Annotated in this window: 9 protein-coding genes; 8 read left to right on the plus strand and 1 reads right to left on the minus strand. The window is 63.2% G+C overall.

The window, feature by feature from the left end:
• Nucleotides 1–568 precede the first annotated feature (568 nt).
• From JKL48_RS05950 to JKL48_RS05975, 6 genes are all read left to right on the plus strand, one after another.
• The gene (locus JKL48_RS05950; protein ID WP_201979895.1) at nt 569–928 is read left to right on the plus strand and encodes a dihydroorotate dehydrogenase; all 360 of its coding nucleotides are present in this window, start codon (nt 569–571) and stop codon (nt 926–928) included.
• A 507-nt stretch (nt 929–1,435) separates the two neighbouring features.
• Nucleotides 1,436–2,416, plus strand: coding sequence for an aspartate carbamoyltransferase catalytic subunit (locus JKL48_RS05955; protein ID WP_201979897.1), 981 nt, complete (start codon nt 1,436–1,438; stop codon nt 2,414–2,416).
• Between the two features lie 197 nt (nt 2,417–2,613).
• Nucleotides 2,614–3,891 (plus strand): dihydroorotase, encoded by a 1,278-nt coding sequence (locus JKL48_RS05960; RefSeq protein ID WP_201979899.1) that lies wholly within the window; start codon nt 2,614–2,616, stop codon nt 3,889–3,891.
• A gap of 76 nt (nt 3,892–3,967) precedes the next feature.
• On the plus strand, nt 3,968–4,471 hold the full coding sequence (purE, locus tag JKL48_RS05965) for a 5-(carboxyamino)imidazole ribonucleotide mutase (RefSeq protein ID WP_201979902.1): 504 nt from the start codon (nt 3,968–3,970) through the stop codon (nt 4,469–4,471).
• Nucleotides 4,468–5,718 carry a 5-(carboxyamino)imidazole ribonucleotide synthase gene (locus JKL48_RS05970; protein WP_201979904.1) on the plus strand — a complete coding sequence of 417 codons (1,251 nt, stop codon included), beginning with the start codon at nt 4,468–4,470 and terminating at the stop codon, nt 5,716–5,718. The genes purE and JKL48_RS05970 overlap by 4 nt, the downstream gene beginning before the upstream one ends.
• Nucleotides 5,719–5,960: 242 nt before the next feature.
• Nucleotides 5,961–7,517 (plus strand): IS1182 family transposase, encoded by a 1,557-nt coding sequence (locus JKL48_RS05975; RefSeq protein WP_201979908.1) that lies wholly within the window; start codon nt 5,961–5,963, stop codon nt 7,515–7,517.
• A 272-nt stretch (nt 7,518–7,789) separates the two neighbouring features.
• On the opposite strand, the gene JKL48_RS05980 is transcribed toward JKL48_RS05975, so the two are convergent.
• Nucleotides 7,790–7,972 (minus strand): hypothetical protein, encoded by a 183-nt coding sequence (locus JKL48_RS05980; protein WP_201979910.1) that lies wholly within the window; start codon nt 7,970–7,972, stop codon nt 7,790–7,792.
• 373 nt (nt 7,973–8,345) lie between these two features.
• Here JKL48_RS05980 and JKL48_RS05985 point away from each other — a divergent pair, with 373 nt between their 5' ends.
• Nucleotides 8,346–11,696, plus strand: coding sequence for a right-handed parallel beta-helix repeat-containing protein (locus JKL48_RS05985; protein ID WP_201979913.1), 3,351 nt, complete (start codon nt 8,346–8,348; stop codon nt 11,694–11,696).
• A 354-nt stretch (nt 11,697–12,050) separates the two neighbouring features.
• The gene (locus JKL48_RS05990; protein ID WP_201979916.1) at nt 12,051–12,545 is read left to right on the plus strand and encodes a SixA phosphatase family protein; all 495 of its coding nucleotides are present in this window, start codon (nt 12,051–12,053) and stop codon (nt 12,543–12,545) included.
• The last annotated feature ends 178 nt before the right edge of the window (nt 12,546–12,723 follow it).

The raw sequence follows: 12,723 nt of genomic DNA on the forward strand, positions 1-12,723 counted from the left end.
TGGAAAAAACACGTTTGGCTGCCTCTTGGATGGCCAAGTGTTTCTGCCTACGTCTAGCCAAAACGTTTTTCAGCCTATTACCCCGCTACGGGGCTATTTCTACCGACGTGAAATTGGCATAACGGCTTATGGCGAACAGGGGCAAATGTACTTGGCCTTGCGCGACGCGTTTCGGCCAGGCACCTACTCCTTGGCCACGAACCCTCCACGGGTGATTACGGCAGTCTTAATCGCAGCGCGGGCAGTTTCTATACATGGTCCACGCGCGGGGGCGGTCACGCTCACCCGCATTGATACCGTCGCCCGCGTGATGCCCGGCACCTTTGAGTTTTCTGCGCTTGACTATCGGGGCGGCAGTACCATCTCCGTCACGTCAGGCCGTTTTGATGTTGGGTTCTAACTACTCGTTCATTTAGACGGTTGATTTAGTAAACCTGAGGCAAATTTCCCTAAATATTATTCCGGACCCAGGACGGGTTTTGGCAGCCTTATTCACCGACCTTTGCCACCAATCAGGACCTGATGCCCGCGTACAAAGCTTCTGTCAAACCCCTGTTTTTCAACCTCAATGCGAAGCGCGCCTACCACTTGGTGTTCGACAACCTGCGCCGGGCACAGCGGCCTCGTTGCCACCAATACCACCATCAGCCGCGACAAGCTGAGCACCGCGCCGGGCTACGTGGCCTCGCTGGGTGCGGGCGGGCTGAGCGGCAAGCCGCTACGGGCGCGGGCCACCGAAGTCATCCGCTACCTGCACCGCCACTCCGACGGCGGGCTGCCGATTATCGGCGCGGGCGGCATCCACTCCGTGGCCGATGCGCAGGAGAAGCTGGCCGCCGGGGCCACGCTGATTCAGCTTTGCCCTGGCTTTGTTTACGAAGGACCGGCGCTGGTAGGCCGCATAAACCGGAGCCTGGCGCGGGGCTAACGTGCGGCGCCCGCCCAGAGGCCGCTTGCCGCCGAAGCGGCGAAATAAAGAGCCAAAGTTAAGCGGGGTGGTCGTTGCCGAGCAATTGGCTACGCAGGCTGCATTTTTTTTGAACGGAGAAAATAAGGATAAAAAGGGCGTCGTTTAGCCGGTTAGCCCGAAAATAAACGTTGAAAAAAACGGCGCGAAATAAAGTTAACATGACCGATGGATGGCCGGGCGTAACAATGCCGTATTTTTGCACCATGCTTCAACCAAAGAATTTGTTGATGAAGCGCGGGACCTTGCTCGGCAGGGCGCCGCGAGTGGGCCGAGAGGTCTTTGCCATCATCGGTTCTCCTGATTTTGCCGCTGGTATTTCCGTTATTTTTTCCTGGTTTTGCCCCGCTACCGTTTCGGATTCCGAAACGGTTTTTTTATGCCCACGGAGCTGGGCATCGCTCCACCAATCGGGTAAAAACGCCAACTCGCAACCACTGACCACGCACTTATTCTCCCCACTCCGGTATGGCACGTAAAGACCTGCTCGACATCGCATCCCTGCACCGCGAGGAAATCGAGTTTTTGCTCGACCAATCCACGTCCTTTAAGAAACTGTTCAGCCACTCGGTGAAGAAAATTCCCGCGCTGGAGGGCAAGTCCGTGCTCATGCTGTTCTACGAGGCCAGCACGCGCACGCACTCCTCCTTCGAGGTGGCGGCCAAACGCCTCTCGGCGGAGGTCACGAACTTCGACGTGGCCAACTCCTCCATCACCAAGGGCGAGTCGGTGCGCGAGACGATTGAAACACTCCAGGCCATGCGCACCGACTACATCATTGTGCGCCACAGCCACCCCGGCCTGCCCGGCATGATAGCCCGGCAAACCACGGCCTCGGTCATCAACGCCGGCGACGGTGCCCACGAACACCCCACCCAGGCCCTGCTCGACGCCTTCACCATCCGGGAAAAATTCCCCGACCCCCGCGGCAAGAAGGTCCTCATCATCGGCGATATTCTGCATTCCCGCGTGGCGCGCTCCACCAGCACGCTGCTGCAGAAGCTGGGCGTGGAGGTGGCGTACCTGGGGCCGGGCTCGCTGGTGCCCAAATACGTGCCGGCCAGCATCCGCCGCTTCACCGACTACGAGGCCGCCATGGCCTGGGCGCCCGACGTGGTGTACCTGCTCCGCGTGCAGCTCGAGCGCCAGGACGTGCAGTTTTTCCCCAGCGTGCGCGAGTACCACCGCGTCTACGGCATCACCACGGCCCGGCTGGCCGAAATCGGCGACCGCGGCCTCTACATCATGCACCCCGGCCCCGTGAACCGGGGCGTCGAACTCTGCGACGCGGTGATGGACTACGAGCGCAGCCTGATTACCAACCAGGTCGAAAACGGGATTTCCGTGCGCATGGCCGTGCTCGACTGGCTCACGCCGGGCGGCGACTTTCCGAAACAGGAGTCGTACGTGGCCCCGCAGCGCGCCAGCGCCGCGGTAGCGCTGCCTTAACCAGGCGGTCCTGCTGAGCGCAGTCGAAGCAGCTCTCCCGCTTTGCCTGACGGCGAAACCTCACCCCCGGCCCCTCTCCAAAAGAGAGGGGAGCCTGACGAAGCGGTAGAGCTGCTTCGACTGCGCTCAGCAGGACGTTCATTTTTAATAACCCGAATATTCCCCATCCCTTGCCGGTTTACCGCCCTTCTTCCTCCATGCTGCTCCTTCAAAACGCCCGCATCGCCGCCGAAAACTCACCCGAACTTGTCGAGAGCGATGTCTTGATTGTCGAGGGAATTATTCAAAAAATTGGTCCCAAACTGGCCGTCCCCGAGGGAACCCGCGTCATCGACGCCCGCGGCCGGGTGCTGATGCCCGGCATGTTTGATGCCCACGTCCACTTTCGCGCCCCTGGCTTTGAGAACAAGGAAACCATCACCACGGGCAGCGAAGCGGCCATCAACGGCGGCATCACCGGCGTGGTGATGATGCCCAACACCCGCCCGGCCCTCGACTCGGCCACCGCCGTGGCCACCGTGCTGGAAAACGCCAAGCACCGGTCCCGCATTCCGGTGTACACTTCCGGCTGCGTGACGAAGAACCGCGAAGGCAAGGAGCTGGCCGAAATTGAGGGCATGCACGGGCTGGGCGTGAAAATGCTCACCGACGACGGCGACACCACCCACGACCCGGCGGTGCTGCTGCGGGCCATGCAGTACGCCACCGAGTTTGGGATGTTTTTTGCCAGCCACTGCGAGGTGCCGGAACTGGCCGGGCCGCGCGCCCTCAACGAAGGCGTGATGAGCTACCGGCTCGGCATCAAGGGCTCGCCGGCGTGCGCCGAGGAAATCATCATCGACCGCGACATCCGCCTGGCCCACGCGGCGGGCGCGCACATTCACATCCAGCACGTGTCGAGCAAGCTCGGGATGGAAACCATTCGCTGGTGGAAATCGCGCGGCGACGTGAAGGTGACGGCCGAAGTGGCCCCGCACCACCTGATGTTCACCGACGAGCACATCGGCGACTACGACACCAACTACAAAATGAACCCGCCGCTGCGCACGCAGGCCGACTGCGACGCCTTGCTCGCAGGCCTCAAAGAGGGCGTGTTCGACCTCATTGCCACCGACCACGCGCCGCACACGCCGTTTGAGAAAGCCCAGGATTTCATCAGCGCGCCCAACGGCATCACCGGTCTCGATACGGCGCTGGTGTCGCTCTACCACCATTTCGTGGAGCCCGGCAAGTTTGGCTGGGACCTGGTGGTGAAGCGCTATTCGGCCGAGCCCCGGCGCCTGATGGGCCTGCCCGTCCCCACCATCGAAGTGGGCCAGCCAGCCGAGTGCGTTTTGTTCGATACCGGGGCGGAAACCACCTTCACGCGGGAATTCATGAAATCCAAATCCCAAAACACCCCCTTCATCGACCAGACCTTGAAGGGCCGGGTGGATTTGGTGGTGTTGGGCACGGAAATTCTGCTGGAGCGCTAATTGGTGACGAAAAGCAAAGCATTAACTAAGAACGTCATGCTTCGGCTGCGCTCAGCATGACGACCAAGTAATTTCAATGAACACTACTTCCTCCGATAAGCCGCTTATCGGCGTGGTGATGGGCTCCAGCAGCGACTGGGACACCATGCAGCACGCCGTGCAGATTCTCACGCAGTTTGGCGTGGCCCACGAAGCGCGCGTGGTGTCGGCCCACCGCATGCCCGACGACTTGTTTGCCTACGCCGAACAGGCAGGCCCGCGCGGCTTGCAGGCCATCATTGCGGGCGCGGGCGGGGCCGCCCACCTGCCCGGAATGCTGGCCGCCAAAACGACGGTGCCCGTGCTGGGCGTGCCGGTGGCCAGTCGCCACTTGCAAGGAGTCGACTCGCTGCACAGCATCGTGCAGATGCCCAAAGGGATACCCGTGGCCACGTTTGCCATTGGCACGGCCGGGGCGGCCAATGCCGCGCTGTTTGCCGTGGGCCAGCTGGCCTTGCACGACCCGGCCCTGGCGACCAAGCTGCAGGCGTTTCGCGCCGAACAAACCGAAGCCGCCCGCGCCATGACGCTGCCCATATGAGCGCCGACGGTCACCTTGCAGCCCTTGCCCCGGTTTTTCCAGGCACGGTGGACGCCGCTGGCCAGCGGGCCACGCTGGGCGTGGTGGGGGGCGGCCAACTGGGCCGGATGTTTGTGCACGCCGCCCAGCGCCTGGGCTATTTCACCGCCGTGCTGGAACCCGACGCGCAAAGTCCCGCCGGGCTGGTGAGCCACCACCACATCCAGGCCGACTATGACGACCCGGCCGGGCTGGCCCAGCTGGCCGGGCTGTGCCAGGCCATCACCACCGAGTTTGAAAACGTGCCGGCCCAGGCCCTGCAAACGCTGGCGCAGGCCCGCCCCGTGGCGCCCGGCGCGGCCGTGGTGGGCATTGCCCAAAACCGCATCGAGGAGAAAGCCCACTTCGTGGCTTGCGCTGGCCTGTCGGGGGTGACCTGCGCGCCCTACGCGGTGCTGGAAACGCCGGCCCAGCTGCAAACTATTCAGGCCGACCGGGCGGATTTGCTGCCCGGCATCCTGAAAACCGCGCGCCTGGGCTACGACGGCAAAGGCCAGCTCCGCGTCAGGACCGCCCAAGAGCTGGCCGCCGCCTGGGCGGAGCTGGGCAGCGTGGCCTGCGTGCTGGAAAAGATGTTGCCGCTCACCGCCGAGTGTTCGGTGCTGGTGGCGCGCGGCTGGGATGGAGAAGTCGTCAGCTTTGCCCCGCAGCGCAACGTGCACGTCGCGGGCATTCTGGCCGTGACCCACGCCTACGCAGGCAATATGCCGCCGGCCCTGGCCGACCGGGCCCGCGCCGCGGCCGTTTCCATCGCGCAGCACCTCGGATACGTGGGGGTGCTGTGCGTCGAATTCTTCGTGGTGGAAGACGGCAGCGACCACGGGGGGCTGGTGGTCAACGAAATGGCTCCGCGTCCGCACAACAGCGGCCACTACACCCTAGACGCCTGCGACGCGTCGCAGTTCGACCTGCAAGTGTATGCCATGACGGGCCTGCCCTTGCCGCAGCCGCGCCAGCACTCCCCGGCCATCATGCTCAACCTGTTGGGCGACGTGTGGTTCGACGCCGAGGGCCAGCCGCGGCAGCCGGACTGGCGCAGCGTGCTGCGCCAGCCGGGCACGCACCTGCATTTGTATGGCAAGGAGCACGCACGCCCCGGCCGCAAGATGGGCCACCTGACCATCACCGGTCCGGATGTCGCCCGTGTCAAAACCGTGGCGCGCCGTGTCGCGGACTTGCTCGGCTTGCCGGGGCTGGACGCTAGTTAGCCACCGTTTCGGCTACGGAACAAGCGGATATCTGCTGCTCTGTGTGCTGCTGGCTTAGGCCTAAGCCAACGCAGATGCAGCCTTTAGCCTGAGCCATTGCTGATTGATGCCGGCGTGGTTTCTCATCGCGCTCAGTTCACAAAAAGGAGCTAATAAGCACACAATGCCGACTAAAATAACAGAGGGCAGATGTTCCATAAAACAGGGGTGGCTGTTGCAGAACTCGGGTTCGTAAAGGGAAGATGCAAGGCAAGAAGCTGTTTCTCGACAAAGAGGTGGTTCGCTTTCGGCTCAGTGAGCGGGTACCGCCGCATAATTTGTATCGCCGACTGGCGGAGCTGGTCGACTGGACGTTTCTTTACGAACAGACCCGGGGTCTTTACAGCCCCACCGGGCAGCCTTCGCTCGACCCGGTGGTGTTCTTCAAGCTGGTGCTCGTCGGGCGGCTGGAAAACCTGGTCAGCGACCGCCGCCTCGTCGAGCACTGCGCCCTGCGGCTCGACATCCTGCTGTTTTTGGGCTACGAGGTGGACGAAGAGCTGCCCTGGCACTCGACCATCAGCCGTACCCGCCAGCTGTTTCCGGCTTCCGTGTTCGAGCGCCTGTTCGACCACGTCTTCGCCCAGTGCGTGGCCCGCGGCCTGGTGGCCGGCGACACGCAGGCCGTCGACTCGGCGCCGGTTAAGGCCAATGCCTCCTTGGAAACCGTGCGGGAAAAGCGGCCAACGGGTACCCATGGCCCCGTGCTGGCCACGGGCGCGCCGGCTGCCCCGGTATTGGCCGCCTCGGTGGTGACGGCGCCCGCCCACCAATTACGCAACCTGGCAGCTCACCAGGCCCGGCTCGCTGCCCACTCCAGCGTGCCCGGCGCGCAGCACGAGAAAGCCCGCTTGTTCAGTAACAAGACCCACTACAGTCCCACCGACCCCGACGCGCGCATCTCCGTCAAGCCCGGCAAAGCCCGGGCCCTGAACTACCTCTGTAGCCTGGCGGTGGACACCGCAAAAGGCGTTATTAGCCACGTGCAGGCCGATTTTGCGGATAGCCGCGACCGCCTCCACTTGCCTCGGCTGCTCCGTGGCCTGCAGCAGCGCTTGCGCACGAACGAGCTGCCCCTGCGCCACCTGCTGGCCGATGCGGGCTACGCCAACGGCGCCAACTACGCCTTGCTCGAAGCCCAGCGTATCACGGCCTGGATACCGGTGGTTGGCCCATACAAGCCGGAAATTGAAGGGTTTACCTACGACCGCGCCACCGACTCTTTTACCTGCATGGAAGGCAAGCCGCTCCCCTTTCAGAAGGTCGACACGAACCAGGACGGCGGCTGGCACAAGATTTACTGGGCCACCTGCTCAGACTGCCCGCAATGCCCGCGTAAACCGACCTGCGCGCCAAAGGCCCGGCGCAAGCAAATCAACCGCACGATTTACGACGCGGCCTACCGCCGGGCCTGGCTGCGGCAGCACACCCGGCGCGGGCAAGGAAAACGCCGCCTCCGCCAAGGCACGGTCGAACCCGTGTTTGGCCACCTGATTCACCACTACGGCTTGCGCCGGATGAACGTGCGCGGCCACGCCGGTGCCCACAAAACCATGCTGCTGACGGCCGTGGCTTACAACCTAAAAAAGCTACTCAAGCACCGGCCCCAACGGCAAATCAGCGCGGCGATGGTGCTGGCACGGCCCCTGCTGGCTGCCCAGAGGCCCCGCAAGCGACACAAGCGCCAGACCCCGACGGCCACCGATACTGCCGCCACGCACGCTTCGGTCCCGCACTTCGTGGCCAGCGCAACCGCCTAAACCGAGTTCTGCAACAGCCACGGTGATTCAAGTTATAGCGGTTCCGGGGTTGGTGTACCGTAGCGCGAAACCGCTCTAGCCAGTCACCTTTCAAATCAGCTTTCTTTTTGAAAGCTTTCCGATACCCTGCTCAAAGTCCACGAAAATGCAGTTTTTGGGCTTTCTTTTCAGCTAGTGATTGGAAAAAAAGTTGCCAGTGTGATGCCGTTTAATGTGCTATATCTTTCGTTTTCTGGGAAGCCCATAAATTAGATAGGTTGTATTGACGTGGTTCACAGCCCAGAGCACCGCTCCGGCCGCTGGAGCAGCCACAGCGCCGGCCCCACAGAGCGGCGCACGCCGTAGTGGTCGCCGCTGAGCCTGCCGAAGTTGTGGGCCAGGCGCACGCGGTAGTCGGCGTCAATCCGGAACAGTTGGCGGCCGTGAACAGCGCCGGGGTGCCCAGTTCGGTGCAAATGGCTTGAAGTGCCCCGATGAGTTCGGGCGTAACTGCGATGCGGTTGCCCTGAACGGAGCTGGCGGCGATGCCTTCGAGCACGTCCAGCAACAGGGTGGGCTTGGGGGCGCTTCGCCATGCTGGCGCCTGATGGCCATGCACAGGTGCTGGAAACGACGGAGGCAGGTGGCAGGCATGAGGGTACAGGTAGAAGGGGGTAGAGAACGCAAAAAGGTGCGCCAGGCTTCTTTTTTAGGGTTAATGAACTGCTAAAAGTGGCCGATTTTGCAGCGTTGAATACCGCAATCGATACCGATGCCCAGAACAGTGCAGGATGGTGTCGGAAAATGGGACGGGTAAGTTCGTGTCCTAATCATTTCCCATCCCGTACTATGTTCAAACACTACTTACTAGCCTTGCTGCTGGCCATGAGCTTTGGCCCGGCGCTTGCCGTTAAATACTACGTGGCCCCGACGGGCAACGACACCAATCCCGGCACCATTACGGCCCCCTTCCTCACCATTCAGCGGGCCCAAACGGCGGTGTCGGCCGGCGACACGGTGTGGGTGCGCGGCGGCACGTATATGATGACTAACGCGAACATCTCGGGACATTCCACGGCCGCCGCGGGTTCCTACGCCTACATCACCTACCTGACGAAAAGCGGCACGGCGGGGGCGCGCATCAACTACTGGGCCTACCCCGGCGAGCAGCCCGTGTTCAACTACGCCAACGTCGACCCCAGCATCAACGATACCAATACAACGGCCAACCCCGGCGCCGTGCCGCCCCCGTACCGCCTCAGCGCGTTTGAGGTAACGGGCGGCTACATCCACATTCGCGGGCTGGAAATTGTGGGGCTGCGGGTGCCGCTGGTGGGTACTACCGTTAATACGCTGTCCATTTGCGTGTCGCAGAGCGGGGCAACGGGCAATAACATCTTCGAGCGGCTGAGCATGCACGACGGGCAGGCCATCGGCTTCTACATGACGCGCGGGGGCAATACCCTGGTGCTAAACTGCGACGCCTACCGCAACAACGACAACGTGAACGTGAACAACACCACCGGCACCAAAGACGGCGGCAACGTCGACGGCTTCGGGGCCCACGTGAACCAGATTACGTACACCGGCAACGTGTTTCGCGGCTGCCGCGCCTGGCAAAACAGCGACGACGGCTTCGACTGCATCACCAACAATGCGGCCGTCACGTTCGAGAACTGCTGGGCTTTTTACAACGGCTACACGCCGAAATTCGTGAGCCGCGGCGACGGCAACGGCTTCAAGGCCGGGGGGTACGGCACCGGGGCCAACCCCAGCGTGCCCAATCCCATTCCGCGCAACGTGGTGCAAGGTTGCGTGTCGGTGCGCAACAAGGCGAACGGTTTTTACGCCAACCACCACCTGGGCGGGCTCACCTTCGTCGACAACACGGCCTACCGCAACGGGGGCGGCTCGAGCAGCGCCAACTACAACATGCTGAACCGCAGCAATGTCAGCCTGGCGACGAACACCGACGTGGCGGGCTACGGCCACATCGTCCAGAACAACATCAGCTACAGCCCGGCCGTGGCAGGCGCCGACCTTACCAACTGCGACCCAACCACGAGCACCGTTGACCACAACACTTTTGCACCCAACAGCGTGGGCGTGACGGTGAGCCCCAGCGACTTTCTTAGCATTGATACCACCCTGCTGCGGTCCCCGCGCCAGGCCGACGGCAGTCTGCCCATCATTCAGACGCTGCGCCTGGCGGGCGGCAGCGCCCTCATCGACGCGGGCACCACGGCCAACTACCCCACCAACTTCACCTACACCGGCAGCGCCCCCGACGTGGGCGCCTACGAGTACGCCAACCTGTGGACCGGCGCATTGAGCACCGACTGGCTGACGGGGGGTAACTGGACTGGCGGCGTGCCGGTGGCTACCCTCGATGCGCTGGTTCCGAGCGTGGGCGTCACCCGTTTCCCAACGGTGAGCACCGGCGCGGCCGTGGCCCGCGCCCTGGTCGTGAGCGGCGGGGCCTCGCTCACGCAGAGCGGCGGCACCCTGAGTTTGACGGGCAACCTGACCAACAATGGCACCTGGACGGCCACCGGCGGCACCCTGGCCACCACCGGCAGCGCCAGTCAAACGCTGGGTGGCAGCAGCCCACTGCTGGTGCAAAACCTCACCATCGGCGCCGCCGGAGCGGGGCTGGGCACACCCACCCGCTTCCGGGGCGTGCTCACGCTGCTGGGCAACCTCACCACCAACGGCCAGCCGCTGACCCTGCTTTCCAGCGTGAGCGGCGGCGTAGCCACCGACGGGCTGGTGGTGAACAGCGGCGGCCTGGTGGTGGGCGCGGCCACGGTGCAGCGCGCCATCGACCCGAGCGGCAATGCCGGGCTCGGCTACCGCCAGTACGCCGCGCCGGTGAGCAACACCACCGTGGCTGACCTGGCCACCACCGCCACCGGCGGCAGCTTCACGCCCGTGGTAAACCCGGCCTACAACTCGGCCGCCAACCCCGGCGCCGTGCAGCTTTTCCCCACTGTGTACGGCTACGACGACAGCCGCTTGGGCCTCACCAACACCATGAGCAGCTTCGACAAAGGCTGGTTCTCGCCCGCCGCGCTGACCGATGCGCTGGCCGTGGGCCGGGGCTACACCGTCAACATTGGCGCCACCGAGCTGGTCGATTTCCAGGGCACCCTCACCAACGGCGACCAGCCGCTGAGCCTGACCAGCAGCCGCCCCAGCTACCCCGATGGCGGCTGGCAGCTGCTGGGCAACCCCTACCCAGCGCCGCTCGACTACACGCTGGTGGCACCCGGCGACCGCCAGGGCCTGGAAGATGCCCTCTACGTGTTCGGCAGCAGCGCGCAGTACGCGGGGCAGTACCGCACCTACCTCAACAGCATCGGCAACTCGGTTCTGCCCGTGGGGCAGGCGTTTTTCGTCCGCGCGGCGGCCGGTCAGTCGTCGGCCAGCTTCACCTTCCGCAACAGCCAGCGCCTGACCGTGCCCAACGGCACCACCTTCCAGCGCACCACGACCGAAACCCGGCCCCTGGTGCAGCTTACCTTGCAGGGCGTAGGCCGTCCGCTGGTAGACGAGGCCACCGTGTACTTCCAGAACGGCGCCACCGTCGGTTTCGAAGCGGCTTATGATGCCGAGAAGCTGCCCAACCCTTCGGGCCTCAACCTTTCCACCAGCCTGCCCGGCCACTTCCTCAGCATCGATGGCCAGCCCCTCCTGGGCACGGCCCAGCGCGTGGTGCCGCTGGCGGTGGGCGTGCCGCAGGCCGGCACCTACACCTTCACAGCCAGCCAGCTGCTGAACCTGGGCACTACCGCTGTGTATTTGCGCGACCTGCAGCTCGGCACCCTCACCAACCTTACCCAGCAGCCCGCCTACCAGTTCACCATAACCAATGCCGCAACGCTCAATACCACGCGGTTTGAGCTGGTGTTCTCGGCGCAGTCGGTGCTGGCAGTCGCATCGGGGGCGTTGGCCCAGCAGGTGGCGCTATACCCCAACCCGGCTCAGCACCAGGTCGCCATCGAACTGCCGCTCAGCCTGCGCGGCAGGTCGGTAACGGCTTCTTTGGTCGATGCCCTGGGCCGGGTAGTGCGCCAGCAGACGCTAGCCGCCGGGCAGGTCACCCACACGCTGCCGTTGCTCAACGTAGCGCCCGGCCTCTACTCCCTGCGTCTGAATACGGAAATGGGAGTGGTGGTGAAAAAGCTGATTGTTGAATAAGCTTGAAGCTTGAGAAAGCCCCGTCGCCAGTCCGGCGACGGGGCTTTTTTGTTGCAGCGGTTTAAGAAGTAGCCAGCCCGTCATGCAGAGCGGAGCGAAGCATCTCGCTCGCGCAGCCTGTCATCCTGAGCGTAGTGAAGGACCTTATCCTGTTAGCGCCGTTTGAGTTACTGCTAATCGTTCTACGGTGAAAAGGTCCTTCGCTACGCTCAGGATGACAGGCTGCGCGAGCGAGATGCTTCGCTCCGCTCTGCATGACGGGCTAACTCAGGATGGCCGCTCAATTGGTATTCCTTCCCGCCATAACCTTTTCCTAACCTCCTGGGTAAGCAAAACCCCGTTAGCTTCGCTCTCATGAAAACGCTTTATCTTCTTCGCCACGCCAAATCCAGCTGGAGCTTCGACGAGCTCAGCGACCAGGAACGCCCGCTCAACGACCGGGGCCGCGACGACGCCCCCATGATGGGCAAGGCCCTGGCCAAGCGCCGCATCTGCCCCGATGTCATCGTGAGTTCGCCCGCCGTGCGCGCCATGAGCACCGCCGTGCTGGTGGCCCGCGAAATGCAGTACCCGCACGATAAAATCGTGGTGGAGTCCGGCATCTACGGGGCCGATGTGGACGGCCTGCTTGGCATCATCAAGGCCTTGCCCGACACGGCCAACTCGGCCCTGCTGGTGGGCCACAACCCCACCATCACCGACACGGCCAACGAGCTGTCGCCCTCCAGCCTCAACGAGATGCCCACCGCTGCCGTGGTCTGCCTGCGCTTCGAGTGCGACCATTGGAGCGAAGTGAGCAAGGTGAACGCCGAGTTTTATTTCTACGACTACCCGCGCAATGTGAGCTGAGGGCATTTCAAATTTAGATTTAACACAACGGTCATGCCGAGCGCAGCCGAGGCATCTCGCTTGTGGTAGTAATTCAATCAAAGAGATTACTGCTGCACGCGAGATGCCTCGGCTGCGCTCGGCATGACCGTTGTGCTTTCTTTTCCGTTAAACGCTCACTTCACCAACTTGCCTCACT

Source organism: Hymenobacter rubidus, assembly GCF_016734815.1.
Lineage (GTDB): Bacteria > Bacteroidota > Bacteroidia > Cytophagales > Hymenobacteraceae > Hymenobacter > Hymenobacter rubidus.

Coding starts and splice junctions, on each gene's coding strand:
- JKL48_RS05950 (WP_201979895.1), top strand. CDS start 569: ATGCGAAGCGCGCCTACCACTTGGTGTTCGACAACCTGCGCCGGGCAC.
- JKL48_RS05955 (WP_201979897.1), top strand. CDS start 1,436: ATGGCACGTAAAGACCTGCTCGACATCGCATCCCTGCACCGCGAGGAA.
- JKL48_RS05960 (WP_201979899.1), top strand. CDS start 2,614: ATGCTGCTCCTTCAAAACGCCCGCATCGCCGCCGAAAACTCACCCGAA.
- purE (WP_201979902.1), top strand. CDS start 3,968: ATGAACACTACTTCCTCCGATAAGCCGCTTATCGGCGTGGTGATGGGC.
- JKL48_RS05970 (WP_201979904.1), top strand. CDS start 4,468: ATGAGCGCCGACGGTCACCTTGCAGCCCTTGCCCCGGTTTTTCCAGGC.
- JKL48_RS05975 (WP_201979908.1), top strand. CDS start 5,961: ATGCAAGGCAAGAAGCTGTTTCTCGACAAAGAGGTGGTTCGCTTTCGG.
- JKL48_RS05985 (WP_201979913.1), top strand. CDS start 8,346: ATGTTCAAACACTACTTACTAGCCTTGCTGCTGGCCATGAGCTTTGGC.
- JKL48_RS05990 (WP_201979916.1), top strand. CDS start 12,051: ATGAAAACGCTTTATCTTCTTCGCCACGCCAAATCCAGCTGGAGCTTC.